The sequence below is a fragment of the Winogradskyella sp. genome (genome assembly GCF_965228925.1).
GTDB lineage: Bacteria > Bacteroidota > Bacteroidia > Flavobacteriales > Flavobacteriaceae > Winogradskyella.
The window spans coordinates 3,617,807-3,637,022 of record NZ_OZ245845.1 but is presented as its reverse complement, the minus strand read 5'-3'; the positions used below and the strand labels follow the sequence as shown (position 1 = coordinate 3,637,022).

At 35.2% G+C, this 19,216-nt stretch carries 16 protein-coding genes; 9 read left to right on the top strand and 7 right to left on the bottom strand.

Features of this window, described 5'->3' with window-relative positions; genetic code table 11:
• Positions 1-3: 3 nt before the first annotated feature.
• Complete coding sequence (locus ACO052_RS15000; protein ID WP_422104599.1) at positions 4-1,455, bottom strand: TonB-dependent receptor; 1,452 nt, start codon at positions 1,453-1,455, stop codon at positions 4-6.
• Between the two features lie 90 nt (positions 1,456-1,545).
• On the opposite strand from ACO052_RS15000, the gene ACO052_RS14995 reads away from it, so the two are divergent.
• Positions 1,546-2,307, top strand: a complete 762-nt coding sequence (locus ACO052_RS14995) for an MBL fold metallo-hydrolase (protein WP_422104598.1) — start codon at positions 1,546-1,548, stop codon at positions 2,305-2,307.
• A gap of 3 nt (positions 2,308-2,310) precedes the next feature.
• Positions 2,311-2,817 carry a hydrolase gene (locus ACO052_RS14990; protein ID WP_422104597.1) on the top strand — a complete coding sequence of 169 codons (507 nt, stop codon included), beginning with the start codon at positions 2,311-2,313 and terminating at the stop codon, positions 2,815-2,817.
• Here the strand turns inward: ACO052_RS14990 and ACO052_RS14985 are convergent.
• From ACO052_RS14985 to ACO052_RS14965, 5 genes are all read right to left on the bottom strand, one after another.
• The gene (locus tag ACO052_RS14985) at positions 2,814-3,458 is read right to left on the bottom strand and encodes an alpha/beta hydrolase (RefSeq protein ID WP_422104596.1); all 645 of its coding nucleotides are present in this window, start codon (positions 3,456-3,458) and stop codon (positions 2,814-2,816) included. The genes ACO052_RS14990 and ACO052_RS14985 overlap by 4 nt on opposite strands.
• A gap of 3 nt (positions 3,459-3,461) precedes the next feature.
• The gene (locus tag ACO052_RS14980; RefSeq protein ID WP_422104595.1) at positions 3,462-3,794 is read right to left on the bottom strand and encodes a hypothetical protein; all 333 of its coding nucleotides are present in this window, start codon (positions 3,792-3,794) and stop codon (positions 3,462-3,464) included.
• Positions 3,794-5,047, bottom strand: coding sequence for a dihydroorotase (locus tag ACO052_RS14975; RefSeq protein WP_422104594.1), 1,254 nt, complete (start codon positions 5,045-5,047; stop codon positions 3,794-3,796). Before ACO052_RS14975 ends, ACO052_RS14980 begins: the two co-directional genes overlap by 1 nt.
• Positions 5,044-6,969 (bottom strand): BatA domain-containing protein, encoded by a 1,926-nt coding sequence (locus tag ACO052_RS14970; RefSeq protein ID WP_422104593.1) that lies wholly within the window; start codon positions 6,967-6,969, stop codon positions 5,044-5,046. The genes ACO052_RS14975 and ACO052_RS14970 overlap by 4 nt, the downstream gene beginning before the upstream one ends.
• Positions 6,970-7,043: 74 nt before the next feature.
• Positions 7,044-8,051, bottom strand: a complete 1,008-nt coding sequence (locus ACO052_RS14965) for a glycosyltransferase family 2 protein (RefSeq protein ID WP_422104592.1) — start codon at positions 8,049-8,051, stop codon at positions 7,044-7,046.
• Between the two features lie 82 nt (positions 8,052-8,133).
• Here ACO052_RS14965 and ACO052_RS14960 point away from each other — a divergent pair, with 82 nt between their 5' ends.
• Positions 8,134-10,026, top strand: a complete 1,893-nt coding sequence (locus ACO052_RS14960; protein ID WP_422104591.1) for a peptidase M61 — start codon at positions 8,134-8,136, stop codon at positions 10,024-10,026.
• Between the two features lie 497 nt (positions 10,027-10,523).
• Here ACO052_RS14960 and ACO052_RS14955 read toward each other — a convergent pair whose 3' ends face one another.
• Positions 10,524-11,294 (bottom strand): TIGR02757 family protein, encoded by a 771-nt coding sequence (locus tag ACO052_RS14955; protein ID WP_422104590.1) that lies wholly within the window; start codon positions 11,292-11,294, stop codon positions 10,524-10,526.
• A 111-nt stretch (positions 11,295-11,405) separates the two neighbouring features.
• Between ACO052_RS14955 and ACO052_RS14950 the strand changes: the two genes are divergently transcribed.
• The 6 genes from ACO052_RS14950 to ACO052_RS14925 all read left to right on the top strand — a co-directional run bounded on the left by ACO052_RS14950 (position 11,406) and on the right by ACO052_RS14925 (position 19,206).
• Positions 11,406-11,819, top strand: a complete 414-nt coding sequence (locus ACO052_RS14950) for a DUF1801 domain-containing protein (protein ID WP_422104589.1) — start codon at positions 11,406-11,408, stop codon at positions 11,817-11,819.
• 339 nt (positions 11,820-12,158) lie between these two features.
• A complete protein-coding gene (locus tag ACO052_RS14945; RefSeq protein ID WP_422104588.1) occupies positions 12,159-13,397 on the top strand; it encodes a methyltransferase domain-containing protein in 1,239 nt (412 codons plus the stop codon).
• The gene (locus ACO052_RS14940) at positions 13,394-14,212 is read left to right on the top strand and encodes a hypothetical protein (protein WP_422104587.1); all 819 of its coding nucleotides are present in this window, start codon (positions 13,394-13,396) and stop codon (positions 14,210-14,212) included. Before ACO052_RS14945 ends, ACO052_RS14940 begins: the two co-directional genes overlap by 4 nt.
• A 2-nt stretch (positions 14,213-14,214) precedes the next feature.
• Positions 14,215-15,228 carry an HIT domain-containing protein gene (locus ACO052_RS14935; protein ID WP_422104586.1) on the top strand — a complete coding sequence of 338 codons (1,014 nt, stop codon included), beginning with the start codon at positions 14,215-14,217 and terminating at the stop codon, positions 15,226-15,228.
• 143 nt (positions 15,229-15,371) lie between these two features.
• On the top strand, positions 15,372-17,213 hold the full coding sequence (locus ACO052_RS14930; RefSeq protein WP_422104585.1) for a transglutaminase-like domain-containing protein: 1,842 nt from the start codon (positions 15,372-15,374) through the stop codon (positions 17,211-17,213).
• Positions 17,179-19,206 (top strand): DUF3857 domain-containing protein, encoded by a 2,028-nt coding sequence (locus ACO052_RS14925; protein ID WP_422104584.1) that lies wholly within the window; start codon positions 17,179-17,181, stop codon positions 19,204-19,206. Before ACO052_RS14930 ends, ACO052_RS14925 begins: the two co-directional genes overlap by 35 nt.
• Positions 19,207-19,216 lie beyond the last annotated feature (10 nt).

Below are 19,216 nucleotides of genomic sequence, written 5' to 3'. Positions count from 1 at the left end.
TATTTACTTGTGAACCACTTCTTCGGTTTCACATCCAAATAAGCTTTTCTCTTTTATGAGTTTTGCCACACCTTCGGGTAACATTTCTTCCCAGCCTTCTTCACCATTGGCAATCATTTTTAATACCGTTCTTGAGAATACGGATAAGTTAGAGGTGTCAAAATCCGTAATATCAACAACTTTCCCATTGTATTTAAAGAATTTGTAAAGTTCCTTCATACGGGGATGTACTTTAAGATTCTCGCTGTTTGTAAGGCTACCATCTTCATTTTGCATAGGGTAAAGGTAAACGCGTAAGTCCTTGTAGAATAACTTACCAAAGGCTTCAAGAATGCCACCACTTAAATGGCGATAGTACTTTTCATCAAATATGTCCACCAAGTTGTTTACACCAAGCGTCAATCCCATTCTACTTCTTGTGTATTGGGAAAAATACTCAACAAGCTTATAATATTCTTGAAAATTGGAAATTAAAACGGTTTGTCCTAAGGAACACAATAATTTGGCGCGATCCATAAAATCCTGTTCGTCAATTTCTCCTTCGGCACGTAAGTTAGACAAGGTAATTTCGAAAATCACCTGTGTTTTTGCTTTATCAACCTTATTCTCTTTAATGAACATTTCATAGGATTTCTCATACATGTCCATATTGACTTTGGTTACGGGTCTAAAACTACCCCTTAGTGCCAGTATATTCTTTTTATAAAGGACGCGTGCCGGTAATACATTATTACCATCTGGTGCAAACATAACGGCATCCGTCATGTTATTTTTCACCAGCTGCAAACTCATCAAGCGGTTATCTATGTCTTTAAACACAGGACCAGAAAAGTTAATGGTATCTATTTCTAATTGATCCTTATCTAAATGGTCATACAAATAGCGCAATAATTTTCTAGGTTGATTGTATTTGTAAAAGGCACCATAAATCAAGTTGGTTCCTAGTTTTCCTAAAGTCTCTTGCTGTAATCGCGCGTCATTTTCCTTAAAACGAATATGTAATACAATATCGTTGTACTCTTGGTCTGGAGCCACCTGATATTTAATACCAACCCAACCGTGTCCTTTATATTTCTTCGCAAAATCGATAGTTGTAACGGTGTTGGCGTAGGAGAAGAAGAGCTTTGTGGGATGTTTTTCTCTTGTTATACGTTTTTCGATAAGACCTACCTCGTGGTTAAGCATTTTTCGAAGTCTCGCTTCGGTGACATAACGCTTGTCGTCCTCGATACCATAAATTGAATCGCTAAAATCTTTATCATAAGCAGACATGGTTTTTGCAATGGTTCCTGAAGCTCCTCCAGCTCTAAAAAACTGGCGTACGGTCTCTTGTCCAGCGCCTATTTCAGCAAAAGTTCCATAGATATCTTTATTGAGATTAATACGTAGGGCCTTGTCTTTAAGTGAAGGAATATTTTCAATTTGGTAGTCCCCCTTATACGTTATTTCTTCCATGGTTGTTGGGATTTCATCGTTGCTACAAAGGTATTAATTTAGTACAGCAAACAAAAAAATAAGCTTATTTTTGTTATAAACTTAACACCTTTGAAAATAACGTTTTTAGGGACCGGAACGTCACAAGGCATACCCATAATTGGGAGTAAACATCCCGTTTGCTTAAGTGATAATCCAAAGGATAAACGACTGCGTGTTTCTGTCTTGGTAGAATGGGACGATTATTGCTATGTTGTTGATTGCGGTCCAGATTTTAGGCAGCAGATGCTAAGCGCTAAAGTTGAGAAAATAGATGGCGTGGTGTTTACCCATGAGCATGCGGATCATACTATGGGCTTAGATGATATTCGCCCGTTTTTCTTTAGACAGGGAGATATCGATCTTTATGCCCACAAACGTGTTTTTAAAGCTTTGGAAAGGCGTTTCGATTATATTTTTACCACCGAAGCCAAATATCCTGGCGTACCGAGTGTTATTAAGCACGAAATTAAGAATGAACCATTTACATTAGGGAACCTCGAAGTTATTCCTGTTGACGGCTTGCATTATAAGCTTCAGGTATTCGGGTTTCGATTTAAGGATTTCGCCTATCTGACGGATATGAAAACGGTTCCGGATGTTGAAGTGAAAAAGCTTCAGAACCTTGAGGTTTTGGTGGTTAATGCATTACGCGAAGAGCCGCATATATCGCACTTTAATCTTGAAGAAGCCTTAGACTTTATTCGTAAAATTAAACCCAAACGCGCTTACTTAACCCATATCAGTCATCATCTTGGGTTTCATGATGACGTACAACAAAAGTTGCCAAAGAACGTTTTTTTGGCATATGATAATTTACAAATCACTATTTAAGCTATGAAAAGTAGAGTTTTTATGTATCTGTTTATTTTTTCGACATTGATCATTATTTTTCAATATGTCAATTCCAAAAATATCATTGACAAGTACGAAAAGGATATCAAAACATATAAGGCTAAGATAGAAACCCAAGAAAAGGCTATTGTCGACTTGGAGGAGCAGAATTTTGACCTCAATTATTTTAATATAGACCGCAATGATAATGCCCTAGATTATTTTATTGCTCAAGGTTATAATGTGGATGAATTAATCGCTGCAATTACGGAAGGTTTGTATGATATGAATAATTATGAAGGCGAAGACCATCCCATTGTTCCTTTCGTGTCGATGACCAATTCTAAACTACTTATTAATAAAATTAGAATTGTTAACCATAGGTGGATATTGGCCAATTTTACGGACGGAGAGCATTGGGGGGAGATATTTGTGACTTATAACATCGATGAAAACAACGACCTAAAATATAAACTGGTAGAATACTTTATGTACCCTAAATTAGGCTAGATATAGTGGTTTAGCCACTCCTTAAAATCATAAAAGTTCTGTGGGGCTACACCATGTCCTACCGGATATTCTTTATAGACATGGTTGATACCCAAAGTCTCTAAAAAGCTTGATGTTTTTCGAGCCCACTCCACGGGAATAAGCTGATCTACCGTACCATGGGAACAAAAGAAGTTTAAATGGGAAACAGCCTCATTTTTTATGCTGTCTGGAAGAATAGCTTCATTGATATAACCACTTAAGGCCACAATATTCTTTACCTTTAAAGGATAATTTAAAGCCACCGCATAGCTCAAAATAGTACCTTGGCTAAATCCCAAAAGGGTCACATTATCAGCATTGACAGGATAAGCTTCACAGGCATAATCAATAAACGTCGAAATTAAGTCCACGGAAGCTCTGGCCTGTTCGTTATCGCTCCATTTTCCATTTTCGGCATCAAAATTTATAGCATACCAAGCATTGCCAAATGGATGCATGGCATAAGGTGCCCTTAGTGAAATAATGAATAGTTCCTCAGGTAATTCTGATGCAAATGAAAACAAATCGTTTTCATCACTACCATAGCCATGGCACATAATAAGTAATGGTGCATTTTCTTCTAAGGATGAAGGTCTAGTAATATAATGTAAGTCAGTCATAAATTATTGACCTATGGATTTAAACAAGTTCTGAAAGAGGTTACCGAGCAAAGGAATTTTATACGTTTTTCCAGTAATAGCTCCAAACAATCCATAAAGATATAAGACGGAGAAGAACACCCAGAAGGCCATGCTAATATTCATATCGTCAAAACTACTGATTAAAAAAGCAATTGTAATGTAAAGTAAACCTAAGCCAAGGGCTTGCCTTACATGAAAAGAGGTAAAAGAATTCTTATGTTCTTGATTCATATAGAAGGCGATTAACGTACCAAACAAGGTCAAATAGGCTACAAATCCTAATGTTTTTCCTTCGTTAATTGTATTTTGATCCATTATTTTAAAACAATTTTGTTATTGGCAATGACCCCGTATACTTTTCCTTTGAGCTCCAGGCCTAAAAATGCCGAGTTTTTGGATCTTGACGTAATATTCGATTTATCAAATTGATAGGTTGCATCAGGATTAAATAGACTCAAATCGGCAAGCGCTCCAACACTAATGGCTGAGCTGCTGATTCCAAATCTAGATTTTCCCTGTGTTAGGAGATGGATGGTTTTCTTAGTTGTAAACACTGTTTGCAAGGCTCCAAAGGCCGATTCCAAACCAATAGTACCATATTTAGCATAATCGAATTCAACCTTTTTGTCTTCAATATCAATAGGATTGTGATCTGTAGTAATCATGTCGATCGTACCGTCTTTGAGCCCTTCAATAAGGGCGTCACAATCATTTTGTGTACGCAAAGGCGGTAACACCTTATACCTGGTGTCGAAGCCGTCTAAGCAATCATCTGTAAGCACCAAATTATGTATGGCGACGCTGCAAGTCACATCGAGCTTTCTAGCTTTTGCCGCTCTGATTAATTCTACGGATTTTGCCGTGGAAATAGTCGGTATGTGCAGTTTACCTTCGGTATATTCCAATAAGAATAAATCTCTGGACACTTGAAGCGCTTCTGCCAAAGCTGGATTTCCTTTTAATCCCAATCGGGTACTATTGATATGTTCGTTGGCCACTCCTAAACCCGAAATTTTTGATTCTTGTGGAAACGAGTACACCAAGCCTTCAAAATTACTCGCGTATTGCAATGCAATTTTAAGAAGGTTAGGATTGGCAATAGGCTTTTGATAATCGTAAAATGCTATGGCACCCGCATTTTTCATATCATAAAGTTCCGCTAAATCCGTACTATTACTAGACTTTGTTAAAGCGCCAATAGGATAGAGGCTAGTCGCTTTACCTTGCGCCTTAGACTTCACAAAGGTAATATCTGCATAACTGTCTATAACAGGGTTCGAATTCGCATTTAAGGCAACAGCTGTAAATCCAGATTGTGCCGCTGTTTTTAAACCATTGTCAATGGTTTCCCGTTCTTCATAGCCAGGTTCTCCAAAAGATACACTACTGTCGAACCAACCCTGTGATATATGAAGATTGTCACACTTTATTTCTCTGTAATTGTTGGGGTTGGAAATACGCTTAGATATCTTAGAGATACGCCCCTTTTCAATTAAAATATCTACCGTTTCGTTGTGAAAATCACTTTTGGGATCAACAATAGTAGCAGATTTTACTAATACGTTCATTTAAGATATTTTAGTAGAAGTATTTCTATGATTAAAAATACTAAGGCAAAAATAACAAACCATTTCCATAGTGCATTAATACTTGCACTACTTTTTATAGCGTCGATAGTGGACGCCAAGCTATTGTTAAACGTTACATCGCCAATAGTCTGCAAATCATAGTAGTTGAGCTTACTTTCATTTCGGCCATAATTAAAGCTTAAATTCTGCAACGTTTGTGCTTTGTTTTTGACATTAAGTATGCCTGCGGTATTAGGATAATCCTCTGTCTCTAAAATTACGGTTTTACTATACGTTTTTTGAAGTGGAATCACCGAAGTCTCGCCTGAGCTCAAAGTCAAAATATCATCCTGCCCTAATACGGCGTTAATGGCAATTGTATTAGGTTGGCCAATGGTATAATAGAGTTGAGGTAATTTGAGACTTTGTTTTCCCATATTATATAGTACAGGTACGATTAAAGGCGAATTCTTGAAGTTGGAATTCGCTTCATTTAGCGCTGAGGAAAAAACATATACGCCAGAATTACCTACCAAAAAACTGCTACCATCGTTATAAGACAAGACATTGTTAGAATTAGAAGATAACTGATAAGCTTGGTCTACTTTGGGATACTGGAAATTAGTCACTTTCGAATAAAAGGCATTGGCCAAAAGTGGATGGTTATAGTTAATCGTTGTAATTCGCTTTTCATTGTTATTAAGCGTTTGAAACAAGGGTATGTTTTGATCTTTAAATAATTGATTATAAGAAGTCAAATTGATGCCACTTGATGGAATAATTAATATAGACCCGCCATCTTCTATATAAGTGTTTAAAGCCGTTCTTAGCGCTTCAGAAATAATCTCTATCTCATTCAGAATGATTAAATTTTGATCAGGAATGAGGTTAAAGTTAAGCGCATTAAGATCATAAGATTGGTAGGCGAATTCATCATCGGTATAAATGCGATTTAAGAAACGATCTTCTGCGGATTCATTGATGACCAAAACCTTGATCTTCGGTTTGGAGTTTATATTAAAATAAAAGGTATTATCGTACTGTAAGCCTAAATCTTCAACCACTAATCGACCATTGACGACCATAGTATTAGAAATGGTAAAAAGCGTTTCAGCTTCACCATCGATATCGACGGCACTCTTCGCTAATAAGGCATCATCGTTGAACAGGGAGACTGTTACATTTTCTAGAGCTTCTCCCTGATTGGAAAGCTTTACACTGAGGTCTAATGTCTCGGCCGAGGTATTAGAAATATATACACTATCAATGCTTACATTGCTTAATACCGTCGACTTTGGCTGGACTAATTTTATGTTTATCGTACTGTCAACTTCAAAGGAGATGGGATTTGCTTTTTGTTGAAAGTCAGACACCAAGACTAAATTCTTATTTGAAGTAAGGTTATTAGAAAACAATTGCTTACCCTTTAAGTATAAGGCATCATAATTGAGTTGTGCCGATGAGTGCCCTAATTGAATCAGGTCATTTTTTAAGGCTTTGACCGTTGTATTCCTAAAGGTTTGGTCATTAGTAAATAGACTTATGGGCTCGTCTTCAGGCAAGGTGTTTATGATGTCTTGTATAGCCTCATTTAATAGGGTTCCATTTCTACCTTTCGCCTGCATACTGTAGGAGTTATCCAAGTAGATCACGGTCTCCTGAGTGTCGTTAAAGTCATCAGTATTCGGAATAAAGGGTTGTGCAAACGCAATGATAGCGCAAGTCAAAAGCAATAAGCGCGCTGTCAAGGTAAGCCATTTCTTTAATTGCGAACTCTTACGTGTTTGCAACTTTACGGCTTTTAGAAATTTAACGTTGGTAAACTGCACCTTCTGGAAACGACGCAATTGAAATAAATGAATAAGGATAGGAACGACCAGTAAAAATAAAGCGTAAAGTAATTCGGGATGTTTAAACTGCATTCCTGTGCTATAGGATTATTAGAATTCAAATATAGAAAATGAAAAAAGATAAAGGTATTGTGCTTTTGAGAATTTTAACAAAAGAAAAAATAATCGGTCATGGAGAGCATTTTCTGTTGTTCAAAGTAGGCCACAATGTCTTTTTGCTCATTGTCATTGGCAACGGTTACAATGGTTTGTGGAAGATGGAGTTGCTGCAGGTAATTAAAATTTAAGAGCTTTTGACCATAGATGTCTTTACCAATTTTCTTAGGATTATCACAAATCCAATAAAATGGAATTTGCTCGTCAATCAATAATTTTGCTACTGTTTTACCTTTATGACCAGCTCCCCAAATTGTTAAGGGCCTATGACTGTCGTAATCCAACTCTAAAAAATAATGAACTTTTATGTCCAGAAAGTAGTTAATGGCGTAATGCTCGTGGGTTCTAGAAGTTCGCGTGCTATAATCGCGCCAATGGAGTAGTACTTTGTTACATGGGATACAGGTATAACCAGCTCTATAAAATCTAAAGGTCAAATCGTAATCCTCGGGATAGCGATTGGGCTCAAAACCTTCGCAAGCTATAAAATCGTCGCGATGCAACATCCAGCATGGAGAGGGAACGACACACTCTTTATAGATCTCTGAATAGTTGCTTCCGTTCTCCGTGAGTTGGTTAATCCAACGCTGGTAACGTGCATAACCATCGCTAATGCCATCGTCTCTAAAGTATTTCACTTGGCCAATTGCTAAATGCTGTTTACCGTGTTTTAAGAGATTACTGAGCATGACTTCAAGACGATTTGGTGTCATTATATCATCACTATCCATTCGTGTAATGTAATCACCAGTTGAATGCTTAAAAGCCGTCCTTAAGGCTTCGATAATGCCAGTTCCTTCATTTTTAAAGCATTTGATGCGATGGTCGTTTTTGGAGAATTTTTCAACAATAGAAACGGATAAATCATTAGAATGATCATCTATAAAAATAGCTTCCCAATGGTTGTAGGTCTGACTAAGGATTGACCTCATACAGTCGGTTATAAAGGCTTCTGTGTTTTTAAACGGTACTAAGATGCTGACTACAGGCTGTGGCATGCTACGAATTTAACAAAACCTTTAGAGTTAAAGCGGTAACAGATTGTAGTTTTGTGCGTCTCCTAACGAAAATAAAATTAGAATGAAGAATTATGTAGCCATTCTTGGCTTGTGTGCAATTTTAATGGGCTGCGGTTCAGCAAGGCCAAAGGTTGATGATTTAGCAGTAAACAATCCCATACAGACGACTTTAGATTTAACGGCAGTGGTTGACGACAAGGTGCCAGTGACCATTGATCCAGGTCGTATTACTTCAGAAACAGTAACCTATAGATTGCCAAGAGTGGTACAAGGGACCTATTCGGTGAGTGATTTTGGAAAGTATGTCGATGATTTAAAAGCATTGGACTATGATGGCAATGCATTAGAAGTCGTAAAAATTGACACCAATTCATGGACCATTTCTGATGCTACAAAATTAGATAAGCTCACTTATTACGTCAATGATACCTTCGATATAGAATCGAGTGGTGGTATTGGTGGTGAAAATCCGTTTTCTCCTGCAGGTACGAATATTGAAGAAGATAACTATGTACTAAACCTTCATGGCTTTATAGGATATTTTGATTCTTTGAAAAGCAATCAATATGCCTTAGATGTCATATCGCCTGCGACGTTTGTTAGAACTTCGGCCTTGCCAGATCGAGGCACCGAATCTAGTCCAGACGGCAAGTCTGTGAGAAGTAAGTATTTTGGGGAGCGTTATTTTGACATCACTGACAATCCTATGATGTATGGGGAACTCGATGTGGAAGAATTCATGGTAGGCGATATTAAAATAGTTTTAAGCGTATATTCACCAAATAAGGTCCATACGGCCGCAAGCCAAAAGGAGACCGTTTATAAAATGATGCAAGCCCAAAAGGCCTATTTAGGAGATATTAACAGTACGGCGCGTTATGATATTTATTTATATCTGTCTGACGGCTCCGATACGGCACCAAAAGGCATGGGAGCCCTAGAGCACCATACATCGACTGTTGTTGTTTTACCAGAATCTTCGAGTAAGGAAGGTTTGGCGAGTGCCATTATAGATGTGGTTGCGCACGAATTCTTTCATATTGTAACACCATTGTCTGTTCACTCAGAAGATGTACACTACTTTGACTACTATAAACCAACGTTTTCGAAACATTTATGGATGTATGAAGGTACGACTGAATATTTTGCGCAGCACTTTCAAGTTTATCAAGGATTGGTAGAGCCTGCGGATTTTTACAATACGATTATGACTAAAATTGGCACGTCCCAAAACTTAGACGATGCTATGAGTTTCACCGTTATGAGTGAGAATGTATTGAAAGAGCCCTATGCCTCTAATTACTATAACGTGTATATGAAAGGTGCACTGATTAATATGTGTCTCGATATTTTAATGCGCAAAGAGAGTGGCGGAAATCGAAGCATGCTATCTCTAATGAAAGAATTATCGGCCAAATATGGGCGAGAGAAACCCTTCGTAGATGATAATCTTATCGCAGAGATTACAGCCATGACCTATCCGAGTGTAGGGGAGTTTTTAAAGACCCATGTTGAAGGCGATGTACCGATCAACTACAATGAATTTTTTGAAATTGTTGGATTGACTATGGGGCAATCTGAAGTGCCGACTAATTATATTTTTGCTGGCGGGCAGAATATTATTTTTGACGCCGACCAAGAAAAAGGGACGATTTTCTTTTCCCCAATGGCTTTAAAGAACTCGTTCTGGGCATCGCAAGGTGTGCAAGCTGGTGATGTGATAAAAAAAGTCAATGGAGCCGAATTGAGCTTACAAAACGCTCAGCAAGTCATAGGAGGTATGTTTGGATGGCAACCAGGGCAAGACTATAGCTTGGACATAGAGCGTAATGGAGAAGCCATGACTTTAAGTGGTACACTAGAAAAGGCCACTGCTAAAAGTGAAACTTTAGTGGAAGATGAAAATGCAAGTGAAGCGCAACAAGCGGTTAGAGACGCTTGGTTAAAAGGTTAGTGCCTTTCTAAAATTTCGGTGATCTGCTTGCTAACTGACTATTGACTAAAGTATGCTCAATACAAGTTGTAAGACATCACATTAGCAGCATAAAAAGAATTATGTGATTTCTCGTTTCACTCGAAATGACAAATGTTGTCATGTCGAACTTTATGTGAGACATCACATAATTTATGGGCTTCCATCTGGGAGCCTTTTTAAATATTAGAAATTATGATGACTATCAAAACGACGAAGGCTATTCCTAGGACTATGTTAAAGCAACCATGTGCACCATCGTATGTTAATGAGTCATTATCGGAATCGTAAATATAGTCTTTGAACGGTCGTTTAGGTTTGTTAAAAACCAGTTTCCATAATGTTGCAAAAAACCACCGTATGGAACCTCCTATAAAGTTTAAAAACGTAAAGACAATTAACTCGCCAATGATTTCACCCATAATAAAATAAAAATAACCTCATATTGATAACGAAAGTTATAACAGAAAATATAAAAATCAGAAACCTTCAAAAACGCCTAAACCAAATAGGGCAAAGTCATATTTTACAGGATCCTTAGGGTCGAGTTGCCTTAGGTTGTGGTCTAATTCAATTAGTGCTTTACCATCATTTTGCTGACGTCTTAAAAGACCTAGTTTGCGAGCCACATTACCAGAATGTACATCCAGTGGGCAACTCAACTGAGAAGGGCTAAGGCTTCTCCAAATGCCAAAATCCACTCCGGCATTATCACGGCGCACCATCCAACGCAAATACATATTAATACGCTTAGCTGCCGAATTTTTTAAAGGATCACTCACATGTTTTTTGGTTCGTTCTAAATGTGGCATCTCAAAAAATACGGTTTTAAATTCATGGATACTTTGTTGTAGGGATGTGGTCTCCACATGCTTAGCAAACAGTATTTCCAGTCCACCATGAACCTTATAAATATGTTGTAGACTTTTGATAAACTGTACAAAATCTTGACCATTAAACGTACGATGTACAAAGGATTGTAAGCGTTCCAAATCGGATTTTTGGTGTTGTGTCACAAACTCAAAAGGGGAGTGGTCGAGTAGTTCCATCATACGGTTGGCATTGTTAATGATGCTCTTCCGATTGCCCCAAGCGATGGTCGCCGTGAGAAAACCAGCGATCTCGATATCTTCCTTTTTCGAAAATCGATGTGGTACCTGTATGGGATCGCTCTCAATAAACTTGGGATGATTATAAAGGGCGACCTTTTCGTTTAAAAAGCTTTTAAGTTCTGTGGTCTTAAGTTTCAATGTTTAATGAATTTTAGTGCAAAAATACAGTTAATAGGTTTATAGCTATGACCTCAAATATCTCAACCTCATTATAAAGTTCTATCTTTAAGAAAATATAAATCAAACATCATGGCGGGACTAGCCACCCAAGAAACCGATAAGAGTGTCTCTGAGTATATAGACCGTATCGAAAACGACACTAAACGAGAGGATAGTAAAACCTTAATTAAGATAATGTCTGAGATTACAGGGCATGAGCCCAAAATCTGGGGTGATTACTTTATCATCGGTTTTGGCAAATACAAATACAAGCGTAAAAATGGCAAAGAGGAATTTGAATGGTTTAATGTGGGCTTTGCTCCGCGAAAAGCTAAAATGACCATTTACTTGACTTTTGATATCAGCACAGAAAAGGAACTGACCTCTAGGTTAGGTAAATGTAAATGGGGAAAGGGCTGTTTGTATGTGAATAAACTAGCAGATATCGATTTAGAGGTGTTGAGGCAATTGATTACCAAAAGTGAGAATGTGACTTGGAACTAAGGTAATGTAACAAAGTATAAAGCAAATAGACTCATTTTAATGGCTAAGGAGAATCTCTAAGTAGTAAACCTTGTTGAACTAATAATAACAGTCATTAGAGCTGCCGTCCTCTGAATTGCCCATTTATAATCTCTACGCTCGATATTGCGTTTAGAAAAATTCTAAATCTTTAAGGTACAAATATTCTTAAGAAGAATGCACCTGAGAATGTATTTTTTTTATTAAATTGACTATGCCTATATGTACCGAACTTGTTTCAGTATTGAATCATAAATTCAATTAAATAATACTTATCAGTACATTTATGTTTAATTAGATTTGGTAATACTTCAATTTTAAATGGTTGACGAAATAATAATAATTTTAGGTTCTACAAATGATGATTTTGGCGAAGTATCTCCAATTGGTAAAGGAAGATTAAAAGTTGGTTATGAACTATCAAAAACACTTGAAAATGCTAAGATTATTTTAACTGGGGGTTTTGGAAGTCATTTTAATAATACAGATAAACCATACTATTATTATGCAAATAAATATTTAAAATCCATTGGAGGGGATGAAAATCTCATACTAGCCAAAATATCTAGTAAAGATACCATTGAAGATGCTCATTTATCATATAAAACTATTAAAGAGTATCGACCAAAAACTATATTTATAGTTACATCAAAATTTCATGAAGAACGAGTTAAATATATCTTTAATCATATATATGATGATTACAACCTAGAATTTGTTTGCGATGAATATAATGGGACAAAATCAGAGATGGAAAATTTAATGAAAACGGAAAAGCGTGAAATGGAACTGCTGATTAATTTTAGAAAGTCCAGTAAAGGCTCTAGACTTGATTCCAATATATACAGTAAAGTTGCGGCTTATTATGATAAATATAGATATACATTTAAGAAGTTGATAAGTGATATAAATGAAGAGATATCCAATATTCAAATAGATGGGGATATTCTGGAAGTAGGTTGCGGTACTGGAAACTATACAGATAACATTTCAAGAAATAAAGACGGAAAAGTAATTGGCATGGATTCTAATGAAAAAATGCTTAATTCCGCGAAAAGTAAATTCAACTTTATTGTCAAAAATGAAGATGTCAATACTGAAATTCCCTTTAAGGATGCTTCGATGAAGTTTGTTTATAATATCAATTTTATTCATTGCGTAGACGATATTCAGAAGTTCTTTGATAATGTTTATAGATTATTAAAAACGGAAGGTGCTATATACACAGCAACTCATTCTAAAGATGATTATTCAAAAAATACATTTGGTTTTTATTTTCCTGAAACAGTAAATATTGAAACAAATATTACACCAACAATCAATAGCTTGAATAACTCTATGTTAAAATCAAATCTTAAAGATGTCACTATTTATAATATACGTGAGGAATATCTTGTTGATGAGAAGTTTTATTTAGCCTGTAAACACAAGGTCTTTTCTGCTTTGCACAAAATACCTGAATCCTCTTTTGCCGAAGGCTTAGAAAAACTGAAGATGGATTGTAAATTAAATACTAAAGGCTACATCCATTATACAATAATTAAAGCTAAAAAAATATGAACAATGTTGAAATCAACTCAATAATATATAATTTAATTTCCGCAGTTATTTGGGTCACTTTAACTTCATTATACTTTTATTTTAGAAATAAATTTAAAAGACAAGATAAATTCCTTAGTTTTTTGTCTATTAAAAAAAGTGCGCCTCTGATCTTGTGCTATGGGAATACACACAATTCAGTAAGCTATACATCACCAATTTTAGAGGAATTACCTTCTACAAGTTTCGAGTATGGTGATACTAATGCAATCTTAGAGATATATTCAAAATTTTCCATTTGGTCAAATATTAAACCTAATTGGTATTCGGATTATAAACCATATAAAAATAGCAATAATGATATTATTGTATCAATTGGTGGTCCAAAATGGAATAAAACCACTGAGTATTTGATAGGTGACATAGGCTCTCCTTTATATTTTAGTAGTTCGAAAAAGGGGTTGATTGAGAAAAGAAGTTCTGTCAATAAAGAAACTCTTTACGAGTATAACTGTACTACGAATGAAAACTTTTCTCAAATTAGTGATTTTGGTTGCATCATATGTGAAAAGAGAGACAATGGAGGATTGCTAATGATTATTTCTGGATATAGTACATTTGGCGTGCTATTTGCTGCAGAAGCCCTAACAAAAATTCCAAATGTTACAATAAAAAAAGTCATTAAATCCTTAAACAATGACAAAAAATTTGGACTAATAATTAAAGGCTCCATTAAGCTTGATAATAATGGAAGGGTAATTGGAGAATCCAAAATTGAATTATTAGATTGGATTGGAGAGAGGAATTTTCATGAATCATATAACTACAGTTACTAATAGTGAATTGTCCTTTTTGTAATCAAGATCTTACAGTCAGAAGTTATATTGAAACAGCTCATTCAATAGCTTTTATTTCAAAACATAGAATCCATGAAGGACAGAGTCTTGTGATTCCCAAAAAACATGTTTCGTCAATAACTGATTTAAGCAATACAGAATTATCTGATTTAATGTTTTGTATAAAAACTGCGATTAAAAGACTAATAGAAAAAAAAATAATTATAAATGATTATAATTTGGTTTTAAATCATGGAGAAGAAGCAGGACAAACTGTAGAACATTTACATGTCCATATAATTCCTAGATTTAGAAATGACACCATAAAATCAAACAATGTTTTATCTCAAGAGCTTTTTTATAAACTAATTGAGAATTCCAAATTAGAAATGAAAAATGTTGCGAATAAATTGAAAAGCTCTAGGCCAATTGATGACACAGCTAATATTTCAACAAAAGCAACATTAATAGGTGACGTATTTATAGGAGCTAACACAATTATAGAGGACAATGTAATTATTGGTCAAATAAATTATAAAAAAGATAAAAGTTATAATAAGACGAAAACTCAAATAGGTTCAAATTCAATAATTAGATCCGGAACCGTAATATATAGTAACACTAATATTGGCAATAACTTCGATTGTGGCCATAACGTAGTGGTGAGGGAAAATTGTAAAATAGGCAATAATACTTATGTTTTGTCTAATACTCAAATTAATACAAATGTGCTAATCGGTAATAACTGCAGGCTTTATGGTTTTATATGTAATCATAGTATAATTCGAGATTTTGTAACTTCTCATGGGCAGTTGGTGCATAGTTACAAAAATAATATGGCCGGTATAAAAGAATCTGCACCAATCATAGAGTCGAAAACAGTTATTGGTAATAACGCTATCATAATTGGGGGTATTACAATAGGGGAAAAATCTTATATTGGAGCAGGAACGGTAGTTACAAAAAGCGTAAAATCAAATATTAGATTAATTGGTAATCCACCGAGAAAGATATAGAATAGGCAAAGTGATATAGGCATAAGTAGTTAATGATTAAGTAACACAATGAACCCAGTATCTTCAGATAAAACTTAGATTAGATAGAATAATTATTAATTAAAAAATTATATTGCAGTGTACTAATAATAGCTTTCTATAATTTGTCCCATACCATAAATAATATCTTTAAAGTATTAGCTTTATGTTTAGCTTCTTTTTTCTGTTCAGTAGGATTAGCCCAAAATATTCATTTAAAATCACGATCTGAAAGCATTAAGGTTATACAGGACTCTTCTTTTGTAAACAAAGTATCGATCGTATTCAATAAAAGTGATATCCCTCGTGTATATCCAATTTTTTATGATACCGAATTAGAAGAAATATCGGGTATTCAACTCTCTGAAATCAAGGGAAGACGTTTGAAGAATCTACCGCTAAAGCATATTAAGGAGGAGGATGTAGAGTTAGATTATATAACAAGCAAGAAGATAAAATCTATTTTGATTCCTGCCGAAAAAGAGATAAAGCTTAGCTATTTAGTGTCCTGTAAAGAATTAATGTATTTCGCAAAGTTACCGTTCTTTTCTTATGACCAAATAGACACCTTACGATATCGAATAGAAGTGCCAAGCACGTTTGACCTGACTCATAATACGATTGATAGAGATTCACTAGCGTTTTATCAAATAGACTCTACAAAAATTGGGAATAATGCCGTATGGAATATTAAGGTTATACCAAAAAAAGTAGAACCGGATCCGCTGCAGTTTTTCGGAATTTTTAAAAATATGAAAGTACCATTAATGCGAACATTGGTAGTGCCAAGCGCATACAAAAATCGGCCTACTCAATACATGAACGATTGGTACTTTAATAACACAATTCCAAAAAAAGGACTGAATACCTCTGTCAAGCAAAAAATAGATCAGCTCACCACTAATATTAATGATCCATCAAAAATTATTAGTATACTCTATGACTATGTAAGAGAGAATTTCAAATACGTAGCCATTGAAATTGGTATGGGAGCCTTTATTCCTTCACATACAGATGAGGTTTATTTGAACAAACAAGGGGATTGTAAGGATCTTTCTAATTTTTTGTCTGAGGCCTTAAGGTATAAAGGTATTGAATCTGATATTGCCCTAGCCGCTACTTTCGATCATATTAGTGATTGCGATTTTCCGTCACTGAGTTCCGCCAATCATGTGATATGTGTGGCCTATGTCAATGAAAAAAAAGTATTATTGGATCCTACGGACTCTATTCATGTGGAGGGAACACCTGTGCAAAGCTTGCAAGATCGTACCATCCTAATTGTGAATTCTGATGGAGGTGTTTTTCATAAGGTAAAACCGTTTGGCCCTCATCAAAATGAAATTTATTATGAGTTAAATTTAGAATTGGATGCCAATGTGAATGTTATATCAGGTGACTTTAATGTTAGTTACAAAGGGATATCGAGTAATTATTTGAGACGAATTCTCAAAAGTGAGCATCAAGAATGGTTTAACAAATTTGGAAACACCTATTTTGAAGAAGTGCTTGGGAATCAGTCTATATCAGATTTAGTGGTCGATAACCAGTCAAAAGAACTTAATTTCAAAGGTAATATTTCTATTAATGGTAAGACTTTTGGTGATGGTCCAAATCAGTATTTATTTATCGATTTTTTACCAAGACTTATGGAGACTGAAAGTAGAGAAACATTGATAGAAGGCACGTATTTAAGGTATCCCTTTTCTAAAAAGGTGCGTGCGAGAATTAGAATGAAGACGCCTATAGACAATTTTAAAACTGTTGAGCATAATCATGAAGGTGAGGGAGTAGCCTTGCATGTTATTGCTAGAGCAATATCAGACTTGGAAATTGAGTGTAATTATGATTTTGTTTTTGATCATATATTTATAGATAAAAAAAATATCATTACAACTAATGATATATTAAAATCATTTAAGCATATTATTAATGAACCTATTGTTTTCAAAAAACAGAAGGGCTAGCTTAGTCCTTATATGCATCAGCGTACTTCTTTATAGTATTAGTACCCCAGGGAGGAACAAGGAAGATCCGTTTTTAACACTTTGCAAAAATGCAGATGCCTATTATTTACATTCTTACATTGATGTGACGTACTCTAAAAATTGGCTGGATTATAAACGCTATGTAAATGTGAATAACAAATTGGTGGTGAATACAGCGAAGGGAGTTGAAGATTATGCCTTTTTAAACTTAAATGAGTATTTGAGCAATCATTTAGAAAGCATTAAAATAAGGACTTTAAAGGCGGATGGCACTGTCATTGAGTTAGATTCTAATTTGGTCTTTAAACGAAGTTCAAAAGATAAAAAATTTGGTGCTATAAGTTATCCCATTCCGGCAGTGGAGCCTGGCGATACTATCGAAACAGATTATGTTTATTACGAAAGTTTAAGGGAACTAGAATTATTAGACTATGTTGACTTATATTCTGACTTACCTAGTTTTAATTCACAATACACAGTAAAAACGGGTCAAGAATTGGTGGTGCGTTACAAATCATATAATAATTTTCCCGAGCCAAAAGTTATCGCCAATGATTCTATGGTCTATTTGCAATTTTCGATGGATAGTATAAAGGGAATTATACAGAATGAGTATAATTGTCTGCCCTGCGAAAAACCATACATATACTATGCCCTAGAGAATAGGGATAATGAATTAAGAACATGGAAAGATGTTTACAATCAGGAGTTTAATTTCCTTACTCAGCCCATAGCTCTGGATTATGAAAGGTCGTCATATTATAAAAGATGGAAACGTAAGGTTATCGGAACAGCCAAGGATAGTTCCAAGTACTATAAGTTTAACTTGCTGTACGAAGAAGTGCTAAACACCTGTGACATGGGACCTGTTCGAGAAGATGAACTCATAAAATCCAGTGGGTATTTTTTAAAAGAAAAAAGATTTGATCCTTTGAGTATTAGAAGGTTTTATCGACAACTATTGGAGGATTTGGATATTGATTATTGGGCCGTGTTTGGCAGGGAAAGGCGTCTTGGCCCTATAGACACCCATTTTATTAGAAAGGGTGAATTTGATCATATATTCTTTGCTTTCGAAAATGAAAAAGGGCATATTAAGTTCTTATATCCTCATGAAGAGTTTTATAAATACCTCATCGATGAAATCCCAACAACACTATATGCTACAGATGCTATTTTGGTTAAACCGTTTTCGAAAGATAAAAAGCGTAGAAAAAGGGACAGGTTTATAGATAGAGATCTTAAATTGGCGCAGGTAGATTCTGTTAAAATGGAAGTGGTTAATTTACCTAAAATGAACTCTAATTACAATTACATTAATCAAACGGTTTTTGCGAAAGTAGATATTGAAGAAAAGAAAACCTCTTTTAGATATCGATTTAAAGTTTCTGGGGGAGCGTCTACAGAGTTAAGGGCCTTTTTCGATATGCTTAATCGGAATGAAGACATGAGTCGCTTTTACGATGCACTGTGGGAGTATGAGGGAGACGATAATACCTTGCAGATAGATACTGTAACAAGTAGAGTACAGAGTTATAACAAACCATTTGCCTATGCCATGAGTGCTGAAGGGACTATAAATAATGCCATCACCTTTATTAACGATAGTCTCGTCAATGTCTCTATTGATAAATTGATACAACATAATCAGCTCGAGAACAGTCCCGATGATTCAAAACTTAGTTATTACTTAGACTATAGTTATTCTGACTTTTATATATTCAATTTACAATTTCCTTGTGATATTGAAGTCTTGGGTATAGAAAATAGTGGTATAGATTTTAAAAGTGATTTTGGCGAGTATTTTTTTGAAGTAAAAAAGAGTCAAGGCAATCAGCTTAACATTCAGTCCAATTATAAAGTCTTAAAGGATTTGATCCCTAATGATCAACTTGACACATTAAGGTTTCAAAATGAACAAGTAAAAAATGTGAAAAACAAGCGTGTGGTGGTTAAATTAAAACGAACATAGTATTTGGTAT

Bases quoted from the DNA above. Each gene is read 5' to 3' on its own strand.
- ACO052_RS15000 (WP_422104599.1), bottom strand. From the start codon at position 1,455: ATGGAAGAAATAACGTATAAGGGGGACTACCAAATTGAAAATATTCCT.
- ACO052_RS14990 (WP_422104597.1), top strand. From the start codon at position 2,311: ATGAAAAGTAGAGTTTTTATGTATCTGTTTATTTTTTCGACATTGATC.
- ACO052_RS14985 (WP_422104596.1), bottom strand. From the start codon at position 3,458: ATGACTGACTTACATTATATTACTAGACCTTCATCCTTAGAAGAAAAT.
- ACO052_RS14980 (WP_422104595.1), bottom strand. From the start codon at position 3,794: ATGGATCAAAATACAATTAACGAAGGAAAAACATTAGGATTTGTAGCC.
- ACO052_RS14975 (WP_422104594.1), bottom strand. From the start codon at position 5,047: ATGAACGTATTAGTAAAATCTGCTACTATTGTTGATCCCAAAAGTGAT.
- ACO052_RS14970 (WP_422104593.1), bottom strand. From the start codon at position 6,969: ATGCAGTTTAAACATCCCGAATTACTTTACGCTTTATTTTTACTGGTC.
- ACO052_RS14965 (WP_422104592.1), bottom strand. From the start codon at position 8,051: ATGCCACAGCCTGTAGTCAGCATCTTAGTACCGTTTAAAAACACAGAA.
- ACO052_RS14960 (WP_422104591.1), top strand. From the start codon at position 8,134: ATGAAGAATTATGTAGCCATTCTTGGCTTGTGTGCAATTTTAATGGGC.
- ACO052_RS14950 (WP_422104589.1), top strand. From the start codon at position 11,406: ATGGCGGGACTAGCCACCCAAGAAACCGATAAGAGTGTCTCTGAGTAT.
- ACO052_RS14945 (WP_422104588.1), top strand. From the start codon at position 12,159: ATGGTTGACGAAATAATAATAATTTTAGGTTCTACAAATGATGATTTT.
- ACO052_RS14940 (WP_422104587.1), top strand. From the start codon at position 13,394: ATGAACAATGTTGAAATCAACTCAATAATATATAATTTAATTTCCGCA.
- ACO052_RS14925 (WP_422104584.1), top strand. From the start codon at position 17,179: ATGAACCTATTGTTTTCAAAAAACAGAAGGGCTAGCTTAGTCCTTATA.